We start from the raw sequence: 17330 nt of genomic DNA, 5'->3' as shown, positions 1-17330 counted from the left end.
ACCACCATGTTGAGTGCTGCGCACCAAACGCGCTCAAGGGCGTCCGGTCATCCGCGTCCCAGCGCCTTCGCGATGCCCGCCAGTTTGTCCGGGTTGCGTTGCACCAGCACCCGGGTCAGGCGTTCACCGTCGGTGTCGTATGACTGCACCGATTCAAGTTCACCGTCGATAAAGCGCAGCAGCGTCCATTGCCCGTTCACCTGATGTACTTCGGTATGCAAGGCATCGCGGAAGCGCCGCTTACCCGCGTAGAACAGCTGTGCCAGTCGTTTTCCGCCAACCAGGCTGGCGAAGCTGGTAGCCTTGCCGCCACCGTCTCCGATAAGCTGCGCATCGTCGCTCAATAACGCATGCAGTCCGTGGAAATCGCTGCATTGCATCGCGTCGGAAAAAGCGGTCAACAAGCGGCGCAACGTGGCGCGGGGTACTGACTGCCGCGGCTCGCCGTCGCGCAGCTGCTGCCGCGCCCGGCTCACCAGCTGGCGCGTCGCTGTCTCGGTTTTCTCGAGCGTCTGCGCGATATCGCCGTAGTCTGCGCCCAGCACATCGCGCATCAGGAAAGCAGCTCGTGCGTCCGGTGACAGGCGCTCGAGCAGGAACAGAAAAGCGATCGACACATCGTCGGCCTGTTCATGAATCTGTTCAGGCGTGGAAGGCACCGCCATCAACATGGGCTCGGGGAGCCAGACACCCACGTAGTTTGCGCGCTCTGCCTTGGCTGCCCGCAAGCGATCGAGCGCCAGCCGGGTGGTCACCCGCACCAGCCAGGCCTCGGGGTTTTCGAGCCCCGAGCGGTCAGCGCCATGCCAGCGCAGCCAGGCGTCCTGCACCACATCCTCGGCTTCGGCCACCGCGCCCAGCATGCGGTAGGCAATACCGTACAGGCGGGGCCGGTAGCGTTCGAACACGTGCACGAAGTCGGTCATGGTTGGGGCCACGCCAGGAATATACGGACAGAGGGCAGCCATATTGCCGCGGCGCCCGGTCGCCACTACCCAACACCTCGCCGTCCAATGGGCCCGCCGATCAGTAGTGGTGGACAGATTCTACTGCCTGGGAGCGAGTATGGCCTATCGATCCGTGGCGGTGCCGGAGCCGGCCCGGCTGGATTCCGAAGCCGCCTTGTCCAGGAGTACCCGCCGGCCGTAGCGATATGCGATAAGCGAGATCAGGACGCACCCCGCCATCAGGGTCGTATGGCTTCCGACGGAAGCCACCGCGTTCAATAGCATCTGGATTTTTCTGGCAAAGCAGGCACCGATAGCAAGGCCGCTAGCTGCCCATAGCAGCAGCCCCAGGACGTCCATGGCGAGAAAATCCCGCATGCGCACCCCCATTGCACCGCACATCGGTACGGCAACGAGCGACAGCCCCGGAACGAAACGGGACACAATGAGCAGGCGCACGCCATATGCTCCGAAGAAACCCTCCGTCTTGTTCATGCAGGCATCGCGCGCGGGGGTCAGGCTGCATACCGTGTTCAGAGCCTGCACTCCATACCGCTTGCCACCGCGAAACCAGACCAGGTCGGCCAGCACACCTGCGCCGACCGCCACCGCCAGCGCGATTCCCATTGATGCGGCCAACGGTGCCAGTCCGTCGGAACTCAACGCATAACTGGCTCCAACGCCTATCAATGTCGGCATGACCGGCACCGGCATGCCGAGCGATGAACCCAGCACATTCAGGAACACCAGCAAAGCGCCATAGTGGGCGACCAATTCATAAGACGGCATGAGTCGTGTCCTGTTCCGAGTTGGGCTCGCGGCGCAAGCGCACGCTGCGGCGATGGAATGAGAAGCTGGCCTGCGCCGCCCTGGCGGGCCATGACCCGCTTCGTTATGGCGGCGCTGGTACAGATCCTAGGCGAACCACGGCCGCGGCAGTAGGGGCAAACGAGGACGCACGCTGTTGCCTGCCGGGCAACAACTGAACTCGAGCGGGCCACGACATGGATGAACCCGCGCACACGCATTGGTGCCAGCACCGCAACAGCATGCTTCACGCAGCGTGGCTACCGCGCTGCACGAACCGACCCTACGATGGCAGCACGATTCGCCACCCAAGGACCCGCAAATGATCTTTCCGCACCAACCCCTGCGCCGCAGCGTGATCACCAGCATCGCGGCATTGGCGGCCACCGGCATCGCCACCGGCGCCGCGCAGTCCGCACCGCGTAAATCCTCGATCCAGGAGACACGACCCATGAAGCGCAACACCATCACTACCGCCGACGGCACGCAGATCTATTTCAAAGACTGGGGCGACGGCCCCGTGGTCACCTTTTCGCACGGTTGGCCGTTGAACTCCGATGCCTGGGATGGGCAGATGCAGTTTCTTGTGGACAAGGGATTCCGGGTCATCGCGCACGATCGGCGTGGCCATGGGCGATCATCGCAACCTTCCGTGGGCAACAACATGGACAGCTATGCCGACGACCTTGCCCAGCTTATCGAAGCGCTCGACCTTGACCAGATCACCATGGTCGGTCATTCAACAGGCGGGGGCGAGGTAGCCCGATACATCGGCCGGCATGGCAACAAGCGCGTTGCCCGCGCCGTACTGATCGGTGCGGTGCCGCCCGTGATGGTGAGATCGGCTGCCAATCCTGAAGGGCTGCCTCTCTCGGTTTTCGACGATATACGCGCCGGCGTGGCGCGCGACCGGTCCCACTTCTATAAAGAGCTTGCCGTGCCCTTCTATGGCGCCAACCGTGCCGATGCAAAGGTGTCTCAAGGCCTGCTGGATCAATTCTGGCTCTGGAGCATGCAAAGCGGACAAATAAACGCTTACGAGTGCATCAAGGCTTTCTCCGAAACCGACTTTTCGGAAGACCTCAAGAAGATCAGCGTACCGACGCTGTTCATGCACGGTGAAGATGACCAGATCGTGCCGGTGCACAACTCAGCGAAAAAGGCTGCGCGGCTGGTGCGGAACGCGCGAGAGCGCTATTACCCCGGCGCGCCGCATGGCCTGACCGCGACACATCAGGACCGCATAAACGCCGACCTGCTCGCATTCATCAAAGAAACCGCCTGATCCGGCAAACACCGCCTGCAGCAACACGACAGGGCCGGGACGCGCGCTGCCCCCGCCAGCAGCCGGCCAGCAGCCGGCCCGGCCGCGCAAGGAGAGTATCCATGAGTTCGTTGAAAGGAAAGACTGCCGTCATTACCGGCGGAAACAGTGGCATCGGCTACGCCATCGCTCAGGGCTTCATCGCCGAAGGCGCGCGCGTGGCCATCCTGGGAAGGCGCCAGCAAGCCGTGGACGAGGCCGTGCACGGCTTGGGCCGTGCAGCCTTCGGCATCGTCGGCGACGTCGCCGACCTGGACACCCATGATCGGTTGGCAGCCGAAACCGCAAGGCGTTTCGACGCGGTAGACGTGTATGTGGCGAACGCCGGGATCAACCATATCGAGCCGACCGAGGCCGTCAGCGAACAAAGCTACGAAGCGCAATTCGCCACCAACACCCGCGCCGTGTTCTTTGGCGTAAAGAAGATGCTTCCCCTGATGCGCGACGGCGGATCCATCATTTTGACGGGTTCCATCGCGAGCTCAAAGGTGCTCGAGAACCACGCCGTTTATGCGGGAACCAAAGCAGCGATCTGCGCCTTCGCACGAGCCTGGGCCTTGGAGCTGAAGACACGCCGCATACGCGTCAACGTGCTGAGCCCCGGTCCGACCGACACCCCGATTCTCGCCAAGCTCGGCGTTTCGGCGCAGGACCGGCCCGCTTTCGAACAACAGCTGGCCCAGGCCATTCCACTGGGCCGCCTGGCGAGCGCTCACGAACTCGCTCGCTGCGCGGCGTTCCTGGGTTCCGATGCCAGCGCCTTCATTACCGGCACCGAGCTGCGCGTCGACGGCGGGCTAGCACTGACCTGACGTCACCACACGCCCAGGCGGGCGGAATAAACCCTTTACCTAACCTTTACCTGACCCGGGAGGAATCACCATGTGAAGAACACCAGGAATCGAAACGTCTTTGATAAATCCAGCGGCGGCCCGAAAACCATGCACGCTCGCCGACTGCCAACCTTAAGGAAAACGTCATGAATACCCGTATTGCCCTCGCTGCCATCGCCCTTTCTGTGTTCGGCATGACTTCCATTGGCCACGCCGCCGAAGAAACCGACGTCCCCCCCAGCATTTCCACTGAAACTCGCGCAGCAGTCGTGGCCGATCTGGCATCTGCCAAGGCCAGCGGCGAGCTGCATGACGAAGAGCAGACCTACGTTCCGGAAAGTCACTCCACCATCGGGAGAGACCAGGTTGCAGCCGACCTTGCGGCCTGGACGCAGGCCGGCCTGGCCCAGGAATGGCAGAGCAACATCACGCCCGACATGGACAGCGCCGCTTACCGCAACAAGCAGCTGCAGTACCTGCACGCCACAGCAACGCAGCGGCTCGTACATGCAAACTGATGACTGGTCCGGCTCATACTATGTGGCGGTCGTTCGCGCCCTCGGCCTCATGTGAGTACACGCGCCTTCAAGACCAACGCCCGTACAGTCATGGGGGCCGGGCACCCGCATCACAACGGCACCCGCCTTACGGTCGTTGCCGTCCGGTTCTCCGGGCCGGGAGCACGCCCGCAGCCGCCGGCTGTCGGCCTTCCACTGGCGAGGAGACTTTCCTGTTTGCGACTTGAATGCACGGGACAAGGCTGACTCGCTTCCGTAACCGACCTCGATAGCAATCGATTTCAACGGGCGACCTCTGCGCATGGCTTTCTGAGCCAACTGTATGCGCCAGCTCTGCAAATACTGGCCGGGCGTGGCGCCCACAGTCTCCCGGAAAACCGTGGCGAACACACTGCGAGACATACCCACCACATTTGCCAGCATGTCCAGCGTCCAGGGCTTCCCGGGTTCGTCATGCATGGCCACCAATGCGTTGCGCAGCCGCGGGTGCGACAACCCCGCAAACAGCCCCCGCCGGAACTGACCGCTCTCCACCAGCTGGCGCAGCACCTGGATCATCACGACTTCAAGCAGCCTTTCGACCAGCGCGGCACGCCAGCAGCGCTGGTCGGTCGTCTCTTCGAACAGAAGCGCGAGCACCGGGCCCGCGCCATCGATTTCGTCCATCGCAAGGCACACGATATCCGGAAGCGCGGACACGGCCATATTATTCGCGCCGCCGTCGAACGACAGTTTCGCGCCAACCATGTCAACGCCGGTGCCGCGATCCGGAATCAGCCGATGCGTGCGGGGTCGAGGGATAAGCAGCAGGCTGGGGCGATCGATGCGCACAGACTGTGTGCCGGCACGCACTTCGAGCCCACCGCTGCGCACCATGTAAAGGCGCCCGTAAGGGCAGCCGCTCTCTGGAACGTCAAAGCCCTGCGTCACGCCCACGTCGAATAGCCTGGCGCCCAACAGAAAATAATAATCAAGATAGCGTTCCATTAACCGAGCCCCTCACGCCCGGGGCGTGTCCACGCAACGCGCCCCGGCCCGTGCATGATCCAGCAGCCGTGGTCCGCAAAGCCGATAAGGACATCTGTCGCGGCGGCACTGCGACGGGCAATGACAGGTCTCCGCCTGCCGGCGACGGTAGCCGAGGCATGCGTGGTTTCGCGCATGCCGTTGCGCCCAGCGCTCCAGGGCTGGAGCGGCGCAGGCTCGCCACGCGAGGTGCCTGCGCCAGCGGTGCCGCGCTTCGGGCGCGCACGCGACGCCTGTGACGTCGATATCGTCATAGTGATCCCTTTCAATGTTTGTTCCGCGATGCGAGCGGTCTGTTCGCGTCCGAGGCCGCGGCCTCGGGTCTGGCAGGCACGGCGATTCAGACGTATGCCGCAGGGTATGCGTCATGATGCGTGGGCGGATGTGCCCGGCCGTCGTCCACCGCGTGGCGCTCGTGCGCCTGGGTGTTGGCGGGGACGTCTCGCGAGCAAGGGCTGTGTCCGGCTTGCGCCGCGCCATGCATCTTGAATCGGCGCCCTGCCGGACCACGGCGATCATGCCGTTTCCTGCGAGCTGTCAGCCCAGATTATGTCGGCATACGCCGACGGAAGCTATAGATACCAGCTCATACCTGCTATTCCACGGGCTGCTCGCGCAATCGCGTCGCTATCATGGCACATTGCAGCAGGTCATCCCGCAACGGCGCCGACACCCGGCCAGCCTGCGTGATGACGACGACGCGTCGCCGCATGGCAGGGCTGGCAATGGGAAGGCGCCGCACGCCATACTCGGCGAGCATCTTCCCGGGCATGCGCCACGGCAGGACGCAGGCGCCGATACCCGAAGCAGCCAGCCGCAGCATGGAATCCACCGTTTCCGCCATTGCGGTGATCTTGGGCTGCAGGCCGGCGCTATGCAGCATTCGCCGCAGCGCGTAGTCGGGCGGAAACCCGATGAACTTCATGGGCAGGGTGGACAAGTCTTGCGGACCTTCCAGGTCGGAATCGCAGGGCACAATCAGGGCCATCTCATCGTCGAACAACAACGATGACGTCAGGCTCCCCGAATCCACGGCCGAGTCATACACAAAACCCAGATCGGCCTTGCCGCTCTCTACCAGTGCAACGACGTCGGGAGAACTGCGCCCCATCAGCGACAGATTCACATTGGGCCGTGTGCTGACAAAGCTGGCGACGACGTCGGCGGTGAAGTAGTAGCTGAGCGTGTGGACGGTAGCCAGTCTTACCGTGCCGTGGGTCCCCTGCTGACTGCACAGACATTCGAACGCCTGGTCGATTTCAAGATAGGCCCGCCGGGTATTTTCATAAAGCTGCCTGCCCACTTCAGTGGTTTCGACACCGCGCCCGGTCCGAATGAACAGGGGCTGGCCAATAGTGGCTTCAAGCGCCGCGAGCTGCTTGCTGAGGCTGGATTGAGTCTGGTCGAGCACGTCGGCCGCTTTGGACAACGATCCAAGGCGGGCGATACACACAAACGTGCGTAACTGCCTGTCAGGCGTTTCCATGAATCCCCCGCTTTCGAGCCGTTGAGCGCCGCGCCGCCTCGTTCGACTTATGTATCGGCCCGGCAGGCAATATTAACAGGAGCGCCACGGCGGCCTGGGTTTCGCGACTCTGGCACGCCCTGCGCCCGAAGTCGGTACGCCGCATCAAGTTTCCAGAACGCTCGGTCACCACCCAAGCTGGACAGCCGCGCAGAATTCGTCTTACCGGGACAGCCTCGCCCGGCAAGTCACTCGACAGGAACTGCCAACCATGAACGCTACCACCCGAAAACTCGCCGCCGGCGTACTGGCAACGACACTGCATGCCGGGGTCACCGCAGCCGCCCCTCAGCCCACGGCGCCCGCGCAAGCGGTTGCGCAGGCCACCGTCGAGGGGAATTACATTGTCACGGCCGATGGCGTGCGCCTTTACTACAAAGACTGGGGGCCCAAGGACGGTGAAGTCGTCACGTTCAGCCATGGCTGGCCACTCAGCTCCGACAGCTGGGAATCGCAGATGCTTTTCCTGGCGGACAAAGGCTATCGCGTCGTCGCCCACGATCGTCGTGGGCATGGCCGCTCCAGCCAGCCCTGGGATGGCAATGACATGGACCATTATGCCGACGACCTCGCGGCGGTGATCAACGCGCTGGACCTGCGGGACGTGACGACCGTGGGCTTTTCGACGGGTGGCGGCGAAGTAGCCCGCTATATCGGACGCCACGGTACCGAACGGGTCAAGAAAGCTGCGCTGATCAGCGCCATACCGCCGATGCTGCTGAAGACCCCGAGCAACCCCGATGGCTTGCCGATCGAGGTATACGATGGCCTGCGCAAGGCGTCATTGGAAAATCGCGCCGAGCTGTACCGCGAGATCGCCGCCGGATCGTTCTACGGCTTCAACCGGCCGGGCGCCAAAGTGTCGCAGGGCTTGATCGACTCGTGGTTCGCACAGAGCATGCAGGCCGGCCACAAAAATACTTTCGATTCCATCGCCGCTTTCTCGGCGAGCGATTTTCGCGGCGACCTGAAGCGGTTCGACATACCCACGCTGATCGTGCATGGGGACGATGACCAGCTAGTACCGCTCGACATATCGGGCAAGGCCGCCGCCGCGATGGTCAAGGGCTCGAAGCTGATTGTCTACCCGGGCGCGCCCCACGGGCTCACCGACACGCACAAAGACCGATTCAATCAGGACCTGCTGGAATTCCTGCAGAACTGATCCCAGGGCGTCGCGTTGAGCGCCTGTGGGCGTCAACGGCAGCGCCTTCACTGATGCATTGTCATCTACCGATCCGGAGTATTGCCATGAAAGTCGCCCTGTCCAGCATGATCGTCCTGTCCGCCTGTCTTGGGGGAGCGCCCGCCGGCGCTGCCACCATGGGTGCCAACTCACCGCCCACGCGAGCCCAGGTGCTCGCGGAACTTCAGGCCGCGAGGCTCGCCGGGCAACTCAGTTTCGGTGAAGCGCCGTCGCCGCTACCCTCGGTCATGACCTCGGGTGTCACCCGCTCGGATGTACGGGCGGACCTCTATTCGGCCAGGACCGCGGGGCTGGTGGGCGACGGCGAACTGGACTACCCCCGCCTCGCATTCGTTCCCGGCACCAAAAGCCGTGCCGACACCCGAAGCGAACTGGCGCAAGCCAGAACGGCAGGCCTGGTGAGCTTTGGCGACCTGGACTACCCTCCCCTGACGCTTTGACCCGCTTGACGCCTGCCGTCTAGCCCATGCCGCGCCCTGCCGGGTCCCGCCGACGCCGGGCTTCCTCCAGCAGATAGACCTGGTAGTCGTCAAGATCGCCGTCGAAGTCCTGCACACCGCCCCGCGACACCAGCCAGAACTCATCGCACACTGATCGCAGCAACGCACGGTCGTGGCTGACCAGCATGACCGAACCTTCGAACTCGTTCAGCGCAACGCTCAGCGCCTCTCGCGTAGCCAGGTCCAGATGATTGGTCGGCTCGTCGAGGAGCAACAGGTTGGGGCGCTGCCAGACAATCATGCAAAGCACCAGCCGCGCCTTTTCGCCGCCACTCATGCTGCCGACAGCCTGGTTGACCATATCGCCGCTGAAGTTGAAGGTGCCGAGGAAATTGCGCAACCCTTGTTCACGGCAATCGGCGCCGCTGGGACGCACGCTGGCGGGCGTATCGCGAACCAGCCGTATCATGTGCTCGAGCGGATTATCGGCTGGGCGCAGCACGTCGAGCTCTTGCTGCGAGAAGTAGCCGATATTCAGGCCCTTGCCAGTGATGATCTCGCCGGCGATCGGTTGCAGCGCACCGGCTATGGTCTTTACCAAGGTCGACTTGCCCTGCCCGTTCGCGCCCAGTATGCCGACGCGCTGCCCGGCCAGCACGGAACGGTTTACCTTCTGCACAATGATGGCGGGCGGAGCGTCATGCGGCGCCCCGTCGGGCGGCGGATAGCCGAAGCTGGCTCCCGCCATGGTCAGCATGGGGTTGGGGAGACTGAACGGCTCTTTGAACTCGAACTGAAATTCAGCATCCGCCAGCACCGGGGCGATCTTCTCCATGCGCTCGAGCGCCTTGACCCGGCTTTGCGCCTGCTTGGCCTTGCTGGCTTTTGCCTTGAAGCGATCGATGAATTTCTGCAGATGCGCGACTTTCTCCTGTTGCCTGGCATGGGCGGCCTGCTGCAGCAACATCTGCTCGGCGCGCATATCTTCAAACTTGCTGTAGTTGCCGCCATACCGCACCAGCTTGCCATGATCGATATGCAGGGTGACGCCCGTGATGGCATCCAGGAACTCGCGGTCATGGCTGATCACAACCATCGTGCCGGCGTAGTTCTTCAGCCAGGCTTCCAGCCACACCAGCGCGTCCAGGTCCAGGTGATTGGTGGGCTCGTCGAGCAACAGCAGGTCCGACGGGCACATGAGGGCTCGAGCCAACTGCAGGCGCATGCGCCATCCGCCCGAGAAGCTGTTGACCGGCCGCTCGAGCTCGGCCACGCTGAACCCCAGCCCAAGAATCAGCGCCTGCGCCCGGGCGGGCGCGTCGTGCGCCCCCGCGTCGTGCAGTGCCATATAGGCTTCTGCCATGCGCATGCCATCTCCACTGGCCTCGGACGCGGCCACTTCGTCCTGGGCGCCGAGCAGTCGGGTATCGCCCGCGACCACGAAGTCGGTCGCGCTCTGGTCGGTCTCCGGCATGTCTTGTGCTACCTGAGACATGCGCCAATGCGCTGGAATGGATAATTCGCCCGCGTCTTCCTGGAGGGTTCCATTCAATACAGCGAACAATGAAGACTTCCCGGCCCCGTTGCGGCCTACCAGGCCGACTTTTTCCCCGGGATTGAGCGTGACCGAAGCTTTTTCGAGCAATACTTTGCTGCCGCGACGCACGGTCACGTTCTTTAGGATGATCATGGAGGGGGAAGGTGAAACGGCGGTTCAAGGCGTGGCCAAATCGGCCCTGCGGGGGGGCGTTCTGCGCCAGGTGAGCCCAGGATTGTAGCGGATAGCGCTCGTCAATCCGGCGCGAGCGCCCTGCGCAGCACGCAGGCCACATGTTCGGCCTGCAATCGACCTTCGGCCTGGGTGCCATCCGCGATCTGGTGGCGGCAACTGGTGCCGTCTGCCACCAGGACCGTATCGGCCCCGGCGTTTCGCACGGCCGGCAGTAAAGCAAGCTCTGCCATTTGCATCGAGATGTCGTAGTGCGATGCCTCATAGCCAAAGTTGCCGGCCATGCCGCAGCAACTGGCTTCGATCAGTTCCACCTTCAGGCCCGGTATCAGGGCCAGCACCTGCTGCACGGGCCCGACCGCGCCGTGGGCCTTCTGATGGCAATGCCCATGCAGCAAGGCGCGCGTTTGCGGCAGGGGTTTCAGTTTCAGGTCGAGCTTGCCGGCCTTCAGCTCGCGGGCCAGGAACTCCTCGAACAGGAATGCGTGCCGGGACACCGCGACGGCGGGTTCCCCGAGCCCCATGACCAGGAACTCGTCACGCAGCGACAGCAGGCACGAAGGTTCCAGCCCCACGATGGGTATGCCGCGTTCGACGAAGGGCTGCAAGGCGGCAATGACGCGGCGCGCTTCGTCCTTGGCCTGGTCGACCATGCCGGCGGAAAGATAAGTGCGCCCGCAACACAGCGGGCGCGCGGGCTCGGCATCCCCCTGGGCCGGCATGGCAACATGGACCCGGTACCCCGCCGCCTCCAGCACCTGCAGCGCAGCGCGGGCGTTCTCTGCTTCGAAGTAGTTGTTGAATGTGTCGGCGAACAGCACGACGTCGGCTGCGTTCTTGTCCGTCGCCCTCGCACGCCGAGTGAACACGTCGCCGCGCCATCTGGGCAAGGTGCGCCGCGCGGAAAAGCCCAGCAGCCTTTCGGATAAATACGCCGCCCCCGGGATCGTGTCGCGCAGATTGAACAGGAACGGCAGGCGGCTTGCCCAAGGCGCCCAGCGCGGCAGCGATGCGATCAGCCGGTCTTTCACCGCAAGCCCGCGCTTCTGGCGCCATTGGTTGAGGAATTCGATTTTCATCCTTGCCATATCCACGCCAGTGGGACAGTCGCGCTTGCAGCCTTTGCAGCTGACGCACAAGTCCATCGTGGCGCGCATTTCGTCTGACGCCAGCGCGTCGGGCCCCAATTGCCCGGACAGCGCCAGGCGCAGCGTATTGGCGCGCCCCCGCGTCAGGTGTTGCTCGTCGCGCGTGACGCGATAGCTGGGGCACATGGTGCCGGCATCGAACTTGCGGCAATGACCGTTGTTGTTGCACATCTCTACGGCCTTTGCCCACCCCTGCGCCGGGTCGCCGCCCGTGCCCGGCGCGCTTACCGTTTCCGTGGCAGGATCGCTATGCACGTCCCAGGCAGACCAATCCAGGGCGGGCGTCAGCTTGATGACCTGGTAGTCGGGCTTGAATCGGAACAACGACCGGTCGTCCATCTTGCTGCTGCGCACGATCTTGCCCGGATTCATCAGGCGATCGGGATCGAAAACGTCCTTGATTTCCTCGAAGGCGCGAGTCAGGCGGGCGCCGAACTGCCACGCCACCCATTCGCTGCGCACCAGGCCGTCGCCATGCTCACCGGAAAAGGCCCCTTTATAACGCCGCACCAACGCGCCGGCCTCTTCGGCGATGGCACGCATCTTCCGGGCGCCATCCCGGCGCATATCCAGTATCGGCCTGACATGCAGCGTGCCCACCGAGGCATGCGCGTACCAGGTGCCCCGGGTGCCGTGCCGGGCGAAGACTTCGGTGAGCTGGCTGGTGTATTCGGCCAGGTGTTCCAGCGGCACCGCGCAGTCTTCAATGAAAGACACTGGCTTGCCGTCGCCTCGCATGCTCATCATGATGTTGAGCCCGGCCTTGCGCACGTCCCAGAGCGCCTTCTGCGCGCCCGCTTCCGGCATTTCAACCACCGATCCGGGCAGGCCCAGATCGCCCATCAGCTGGACCAGCCTGCCCAGGCTGGCCACCTGATCGGCGTGCGATTCGCCAGCGAACTCAACCAGCAATATGGCTTCGGGCTCACCAATGATCGCGGCGTCGATCACTGGGCGGAAAGCGGGGTTGCTTCGCGCAAGATCTATCATGGTGCGGTCGACCAGTTCGACTGCACAGGGGCCGAGCGCCACGATATGGCGCGTCATGTCCATGGCTTGGTAGAAGGTGGGGAAGTTGACCACCCCGAGCGCCTTCGCGGCCGGCAGCGGCGCCAGCTTCAGCGTGATGCTGCGCGTATAGGCCAGGGTGCCCTCGCTTCCTACCAGCATGTGCGCCAGATTCACCTGCCCATCGGCGGTGTATGGGCGCGGGCTTTGCGGATGGAAAATATCGAGGTTGTAGCCACCCACCCGCCGCAGCACGGACGGCACCATACGCTCGAGTTCGTCTTTTTCGCGGGCGGCGATGTCATGCAGCCGGCGGACCAGATTGCGTACCCGTTCCGGCGCGCTTTCCATGCGGCCAGCTTCGGCAAAGGTGGCGGACGTGCCGTCCAGCAGCAAGGCATCGATGCTGAGCACGTTGTGCACCATGTTGCCGTAGGCGATGGAACGCGAGCCACAGGAGTTATTGCCCGCCATGCCGCCCAGGGTGCACTGTGCCGAAGTGCTGACATCGACCGGAAACCAGACCCCGTGCGGCTTGAGCCAGGCATTCAGGTGATCCAGCACCATGCCCGGCTCTACGGTTACAGTCATGGCGTCGCGGTCGAAATGCACTACGCGATTCAGGTACTTGCTGTTGTCGATGACCAGCGCGGCCCCCACCGTCTGGCCGCATTGCGACGTGCCGGCCCCGCGCGCCAGTACCGGCACCCCGAGCTCGCGGCACAGACCCAGCGCCGCGGCCACGTCATCGGCAGACCTGGGAACGAGCACGCCCACCGGATCGACCTGGTAGATGGATGCGTCGGTGGCGTAGCGCCCCCGCGCGCCACGCTCGAAGAGCACCTCTCCCTGGGTGGCGCCGCGCAGCCGGTCGGCCAGTTCACGGTGCAACGGATTCAGTTCGGCGTGCAAGGGCAAAGGCAGGGGCGCGTTCATAAGCCTTCGAAGGTGGGACGTATCAGGTTTCGATGTGGAGGTCTGCCGCTGTGGAAGCGCTGCCCGCATGGCCGGCCGCCTTCAGGTTTTCAAGGACGGCTTCGCCTTTGCGCTGCAGGTGCTGGCTGAGCAATCCGGCCAACCTGGGGCCGTCACGCGATGCCAGCGCATCCGCCATCTCCATGTGCTCGCGCATGGCCTTGTCCCATTTTTCGGGGTTGAGGTTGGAACGGAATCTGAGGTTCTGCAGGCGCAAGTTGATACTGGTGTAGACCTGCGACAACAGCTGGTTGTGGCCAGCCGCGTTGATCCGGTCGTGGATGACGCGGTTGAGGTGGTAATACGCCGACAGATTGCGGCGCGCGTGGCACGCCTGCATTTCGAATGTCAGCGCCTGGATCTCGGATATCTCCTGGTCGGTGATGCGCTTGCACGCCAGCTCGCCTGAAAGCGCTTCGAGTGCGCCCATGACTTCAAAGCTTTCGCGGATGTCGGTTTCGGACAATGCCACGACATGCGCGCCGCGGTTGGGTTGCATGCGGATCAGCCCGTCAGCCGACAGCAGACGGAACGCTTCGCGCAAGGGCGTGCGCGACACCTGGAGGCGGTCGCACAGGGCACGCTCGTTGAGCCGCGCACCCGCCGCGAGCTCGCCTTCGATGATCATGTCGCGCAAGCGATCGGCGATGGCCGCCGGCAGCGTGCGGCGATCGACCGCGCCGGCGGGGGCGAGCGGCTCGGGGGCCGATGGGACGGGGTGGGGTTGCAGGCTCACAGGATTCGTTCTGTTTGGTATACAAAAAGATGCATCTGGCCGCTGCCAAACGATCAACCGACGCACATTCTACTGTGTGTGCGCCCCCGAAAAATGCTGTGCCGCCGCATAGATTCCGCTTGCAGGATGCTCGCTTTGCTGCGTATTCTTCCCGACAATTGGTATTTTGTATACCAAATTATCAGGAGCTCGAAATGCTTCCGCTGTATTCGCACCCGTCTGGTCGCCACTTCCTGCAGATCCCCGGGCCCACGAATGTGCCCGACCGCGTCCTGCGCGCCATCGACCACCCCACCATTGACCATCGCGGCCCCGAATTCGGCGAGCTGGGCAAGGCCGTGCTCGCCGGCATGAAGAAAATTTTCCATACGCAGGGCGACGTGATCATCTACCCGTCGTCGGGCACCGGCGCCTGGGAAGCAGCGCTGGTCAATACGCTTTCGCCCGGCGACAAGGTGCTGATGGCCGAAACCGGCCACTTCGCCGCCCTTTGGAAACGCCTGGCAGAGCGGCTCGGCCTTGAGGTTGAGTTCCAGGACGGCGATTGGCGCCACGGCGCCGATGCCGAGCAGATCGGCAGGCGCCTGGCCGCGGACCAGGGTCGGCAGATCAAGGCCGTATGTGTGGTGCACAACGAGACGGCCACCGGCGTGGTCAGCGACGTGGCGGCCGTACGCAAGGCGATTGACGAAGCGGGGCATCCCGCGCTGCTGATGGTAGATACGATCTCGTCGCTGGGCTCGGTGGAATACCGGCACGACGACTGGGGAGTGGACGTCAGCGTGTCGGGCTCGCAAAAGGGCCTGATGCTGCCGCCTGGGCTGTCGTTCAACGCCGTCAGCGCCAAGGCCCTGAAGGCGTCGGAAACGGCCGCCCTGCCCCGGTCGTATTGGGACTGGAAAGAAATGCTGGCGATCAACCCTACCGGGTACTTCCCTTACACGCCGGCCACCAATCTGCTCTACGGCTTGCACGAAGCGCTGGAAATGCTGTTCGACGAAGGGCTGGAAAACGTATTTGGCCGGCACCGGCGCCATGGCGAAGCCACCCGCCGGGCCGTACGCGCCTGGGGCCTGGAAATCCTGTGCGCCAGACCCGAAGAATACAGCCCGGCACTGACAGCGGTCATGATGCCCGAGGGCCACAGCGCCGACGCATTCCGCAAGGCGGTGCTCACAAACTTCAACATGTCGCTCGGCCAAGGGCTGAGCAAGCTTTCGGACAAGGTTTTCCGCATCGGCCATCTGGGCGACTTCAATGACCTGACGCTGTGCGCCACGCTCTCCGGGGTAGAGATGGGACTGAAGAAAGCTGGCGTGCCGCATCAGCCCGGTGGCGTGCAGGCGGCCCTGGACTATCTGGCCGACAGCAGCCAGCCGCAGCCTGCCCGATAGCATCGGCGGCCTGGCGACTCGCCGCCCCCGCGGCCGCATCTGAGTACATAAAGTCCGCCAATAGGGAAACCACAACAGGACTAGCAGGACAGGAAGGCTCGAACTAGGCGTACCGATACCGGGCGTCCCCGTGGCACCACCGGAGGAGACACAAATGAAGCACCTGACTCACAGACTGTCGAAAAAAACCTATCTGCTGGCATCGCTGGCCGCCCTGGGCGGCCTGGCGGCAGTCCCTGCCCAAGCCTGGGAACCTACCCGGCCGGTCGAAATCATCGTCCCGGCGGGCGCCGGCGGCGCCTCGGACCAGATGGCGCGCACACTGCAGAGCATCATCCTGAAGCACAAGCTGATGAAGCAGTCGACGCTGGTGCTGAACAAGGGTGGCGCCAGCGGGGCCGAAGGCATCATGGACACCAAGGCCTCACCCGGCAACCCCCACAAGCTGATGGTGGCTTTCTCGGCCATTTACACGCTGCCCATTGCCGTCAACCTGCCGTTCAACTGGCGTGACCTGAATCCGGTGGCGATGATCGCCCAGGACGAATTCCTGCTTTGGACGAATTCAGAAGAGCCGTACAAAACCGCCGCCGACTATCTGAATGCCGTCAAGGCAGCGTCGCCCGGACAGTTCAAGATGGGGGGCACGGGCGCCAAGCGCGAGGACCAGATCATTACCGTGGCGCTTGAAAAAGTGGCCGGGGTGAAGTTCACCTATGTACCCTACAAAAGCGGCGGCGAAGCCGTGACGCAGCTGGTGGGCAAACACACGAACTCGAACGTGAACAACCCCAGCGAGAACATCGCGCAGTGGCGCGCCGGCCAGGTCAATGCCTTGTGTGTGTTTTCCGACGAGCGCATGGAGTTCAAGGACAAGATCACCAAAGTACAGTCCTGGGCTGACATTCCCACCTGCAAAGAGGAAGGCTACGACGTGCAATACCAGATGTTGCGCGCCTTCTTCCTGCCGCCGGGCACCACGGCGGAACAGGCCGCCTATTACGCCGACCTGATCAAGAAAATCAGCGAGACGCCGGAATGGAAGGAATATCTGGCCAAGCAGGCGCTCAAGGGCGATTACCGGACCGGCGAGGACTTCGTGAAGTTCCTGGAGCAGGATGAGGCCAACCACAAGAAGCTGATGGAAGAAGCCGGCCTGGCCGCGAAGAAATAAGCCCGGGGAATCAGGATGGATCATCAGCAAATGCAGGAAAGCCCGCCGGCAGGCGGGCTGTCGCACAGCGCCGTCGATGCGATCATGGCGGTGGCGTTCTTCGTGATGGGCGTGGTGATGATGGTGGACAACCACCGCATCGGCACCTCGTGGGCCGTCGACGGCCCGGAATCGGGGTACTTCCCCTACCACGTAGGGCTCATCATCTGTATCGCCAGCGTCGCCGTCTTCCTGAAGGCCCTGTTCGGCAAGAACCGGAATCGCCAGGTGTTCGTCACCTGGGACAGGTTCCGCCTGGTACTGCTGGTATTGCTGCCCACGGCCGTGTATGTGCTGCTGATCCAATTGCTGGGCATCTACGTCGCCTCGACCCTGTTCATCGCCGCATTCATGCGGGTATTGGGCAAGATCTCGTGGTTGAAGACTGTGCTGGTCAGCCTCGGCGTAAACGTGCTGCTGTTCTGGATGTTCGAGATCCAGTTTCTGGTGCCTTTGCCCAAAGGGCCGCTTGAAGCCCTCTTTGGCTACTGATCCAGGGA

15 protein-coding genes are annotated in these 17330 nt (G+C 63.3%); 8 read left to right on the top strand and 7 right to left on the bottom strand.

Features of this window, described 5'->3' with window-relative positions:
* Positions 1 to 47: 47 nt before the first annotated feature.
* Positions 48 to 926, bottom strand: a complete 879-nt coding sequence (locus ACV17W_RS16210) for an RNA polymerase sigma-70 factor (protein ID WP_462593355.1) — start codon at positions 924 to 926, stop codon at positions 48 to 50.
* Between the two features lie 144 nt (positions 927 to 1070).
* Entirely contained in the window at positions 1071 to 1736 is a 666-nt protein-coding gene (locus ACV17W_RS16205) for a DedA family protein (RefSeq protein ID WP_462593354.1), read from the bottom strand.
* A gap of 469 nt (positions 1737 to 2205) precedes the next feature.
* On the opposite strand from ACV17W_RS16205, the gene ACV17W_RS16200 reads away from it, so the two are divergent.
* From ACV17W_RS16200 to ACV17W_RS16190, 3 genes are all read left to right on the top strand, one after another.
* A complete protein-coding gene (locus ACV17W_RS16200; protein ID WP_462596574.1) occupies positions 2206 to 3039 on the top strand; it encodes an alpha/beta fold hydrolase in 834 nt (277 codons plus the stop codon).
* A gap of 101 nt (positions 3040 to 3140) precedes the next feature.
* Positions 3141 to 3890: an SDR family NAD(P)-dependent oxidoreductase gene (locus ACV17W_RS16195; protein WP_462593353.1), complete on the top strand. Its 750-nt coding sequence runs from the start codon at positions 3141 to 3143 to the stop codon at positions 3888 to 3890.
* A 167-nt stretch (positions 3891 to 4057) separates the two neighbouring features.
* A complete protein-coding gene (locus tag ACV17W_RS16190) occupies positions 4058 to 4429 on the top strand; it encodes a DUF4148 domain-containing protein (RefSeq protein ID WP_462593352.1) in 372 nt (123 codons plus the stop codon).
* Positions 4430 to 4447: 18 nt separating this feature from the next.
* On the opposite strand, the gene ACV17W_RS16185 is transcribed toward ACV17W_RS16190, so the two are convergent.
* Entirely contained in the window at positions 4448 to 5416 is a 969-nt protein-coding gene (locus tag ACV17W_RS16185; RefSeq protein ID WP_462593351.1) for an AraC family transcriptional regulator, read from the bottom strand.
* 634 nt (positions 5417 to 6050) lie between these two features.
* The gene (locus ACV17W_RS16180) at positions 6051 to 6941 is read right to left on the bottom strand and encodes a LysR family transcriptional regulator (RefSeq protein ID WP_462593350.1); all 891 of its coding nucleotides are present in this window, start codon (positions 6939 to 6941) and stop codon (positions 6051 to 6053) included.
* A 250-nt stretch (positions 6942 to 7191) separates the two neighbouring features.
* Between ACV17W_RS16180 and ACV17W_RS16175 the strand changes: the two genes are divergently transcribed.
* Both ACV17W_RS16175 and ACV17W_RS16170 read left to right on the top strand, forming a co-directional pair.
* A complete protein-coding gene (locus ACV17W_RS16175; protein WP_462593349.1) occupies positions 7192 to 8145 on the top strand; it encodes an alpha/beta fold hydrolase in 954 nt (317 codons plus the stop codon).
* An 86-nt stretch (positions 8146 to 8231) separates the two neighbouring features.
* Entirely contained in the window at positions 8232 to 8627 is a 396-nt protein-coding gene (locus tag ACV17W_RS16170) for a DUF4148 domain-containing protein (RefSeq protein ID WP_462593348.1), read from the top strand.
* A 19-nt stretch (positions 8628 to 8646) separates the two neighbouring features.
* Here the strand turns inward: ACV17W_RS16170 and ACV17W_RS16165 are convergent, their stop codons facing one another.
* The 3 genes from ACV17W_RS16165 to ACV17W_RS16155 all read right to left on the bottom strand — a co-directional run bounded on the left by ACV17W_RS16165 (position 8647) and on the right by ACV17W_RS16155 (position 14223).
* Positions 8647 to 10317 (bottom strand): ABC-F family ATP-binding cassette domain-containing protein, encoded by a 1671-nt coding sequence (locus ACV17W_RS16165; protein ID WP_462593347.1) that lies wholly within the window; start codon positions 10315 to 10317, stop codon positions 8647 to 8649.
* 101 nt (positions 10318 to 10418) lie between these two features.
* Positions 10419 to 13448: an FAD-binding and (Fe-S)-binding domain-containing protein gene (locus ACV17W_RS16160; RefSeq protein WP_462593346.1), complete on the bottom strand. Its 3030-nt coding sequence runs from the start codon at positions 13446 to 13448 to the stop codon at positions 10419 to 10421.
* Between the two features lie 22 nt (positions 13449 to 13470).
* Positions 13471 to 14223, bottom strand: coding sequence for a GntR family transcriptional regulator (locus ACV17W_RS16155; protein WP_462593345.1), 753 nt, complete (start codon positions 14221 to 14223; stop codon positions 13471 to 13473).
* Positions 14224 to 14417: 194 nt separating this feature from the next.
* Between ACV17W_RS16155 and ACV17W_RS16150 the strand changes: the two genes are divergently transcribed.
* The 3 genes from ACV17W_RS16150 to ACV17W_RS16140 all read left to right on the top strand — a co-directional run bounded on the left by ACV17W_RS16150 (position 14418) and on the right by ACV17W_RS16140 (position 17322).
* A complete protein-coding gene (locus tag ACV17W_RS16150) occupies positions 14418 to 15617 on the top strand; it encodes a pyridoxal-phosphate-dependent aminotransferase family protein (protein WP_462593344.1) in 1200 nt (399 codons plus the stop codon).
* A gap of 154 nt (positions 15618 to 15771) precedes the next feature.
* The gene (locus ACV17W_RS16145) at positions 15772 to 16791 is read left to right on the top strand and encodes a Bug family tripartite tricarboxylate transporter substrate binding protein (protein ID WP_462593343.1); all 1020 of its coding nucleotides are present in this window, start codon (positions 15772 to 15774) and stop codon (positions 16789 to 16791) included.
* A 15-nt stretch (positions 16792 to 16806) separates the two neighbouring features.
* Positions 16807 to 17322 carry a tripartite tricarboxylate transporter TctB family protein gene (locus ACV17W_RS16140; protein WP_462593342.1) on the top strand — a complete coding sequence of 172 codons (516 nt, stop codon included), beginning with the start codon at positions 16807 to 16809 and terminating at the stop codon, positions 17320 to 17322.
* Positions 17323 to 17330 lie beyond the last annotated feature (8 nt).

Source organism: Bordetella sp. MIP270_01_BMS (assembly GCF_054958705.1).
The sequence above is the reverse complement of the archived record's forward strand: the minus strand, read 5'-3'. Positions and strand labels throughout refer to the sequence as shown.

Excerpts from the sequence above, each read along its gene's own strand:
- ACV17W_RS16140 (WP_462593342.1), top strand. The coding sequence starts at position 16,807 with ATGGATCATCAGCAAATGCAGGAAAGCCCGCCGGCAGGCGGGCTGTCG.
- ACV17W_RS16190 (WP_462593352.1), top strand. The coding sequence starts at position 4,058 with ATGAATACCCGTATTGCCCTCGCTGCCATCGCCCTTTCTGTGTTCGGC.
- ACV17W_RS16165 (WP_462593347.1), bottom strand. The coding sequence starts at position 10,317 with ATGATCATCCTAAAGAACGTGACCGTGCGTCGCGGCAGCAAAGTATTG.
- ACV17W_RS16210 (WP_462593355.1), bottom strand. The coding sequence starts at position 926 with ATGACCGACTTCGTGCACGTGTTCGAACGCTACCGGCCCCGCCTGTAC.
- ACV17W_RS16195 (WP_462593353.1), top strand. The coding sequence starts at position 3,141 with ATGAGTTCGTTGAAAGGAAAGACTGCCGTCATTACCGGCGGAAACAGT.
- ACV17W_RS16180 (WP_462593350.1), bottom strand. The coding sequence starts at position 6,941 with ATGGAAACGCCTGACAGGCAGTTACGCACGTTTGTGTGTATCGCCCGC.
- ACV17W_RS16170 (WP_462593348.1), top strand. The coding sequence starts at position 8,232 with ATGAAAGTCGCCCTGTCCAGCATGATCGTCCTGTCCGCCTGTCTTGGG.
- ACV17W_RS16160 (WP_462593346.1), bottom strand. The coding sequence starts at position 13,448 with ATGAACGCGCCCCTGCCTTTGCCCTTGCACGCCGAACTGAATCCGTTG.
- ACV17W_RS16145 (WP_462593343.1), top strand. The coding sequence starts at position 15,772 with ATGAAGCACCTGACTCACAGACTGTCGAAAAAAACCTATCTGCTGGCA.
- ACV17W_RS16150 (WP_462593344.1), top strand. The coding sequence starts at position 14,418 with ATGCTTCCGCTGTATTCGCACCCGTCTGGTCGCCACTTCCTGCAGATC.
- ACV17W_RS16200 (WP_462596574.1), top strand. The coding sequence starts at position 2,206 with ATGAAGCGCAACACCATCACTACCGCCGACGGCACGCAGATCTATTTC.
- ACV17W_RS16185 (WP_462593351.1), bottom strand. The coding sequence starts at position 5,416 with ATGGAACGCTATCTTGATTATTATTTTCTGTTGGGCGCCAGGCTATTC.
- ACV17W_RS16205 (WP_462593354.1), bottom strand. The coding sequence starts at position 1,736 with ATGCCGTCTTATGAATTGGTCGCCCACTATGGCGCTTTGCTGGTGTTC.
- ACV17W_RS16175 (WP_462593349.1), top strand. The coding sequence starts at position 7,192 with ATGAACGCTACCACCCGAAAACTCGCCGCCGGCGTACTGGCAACGACA.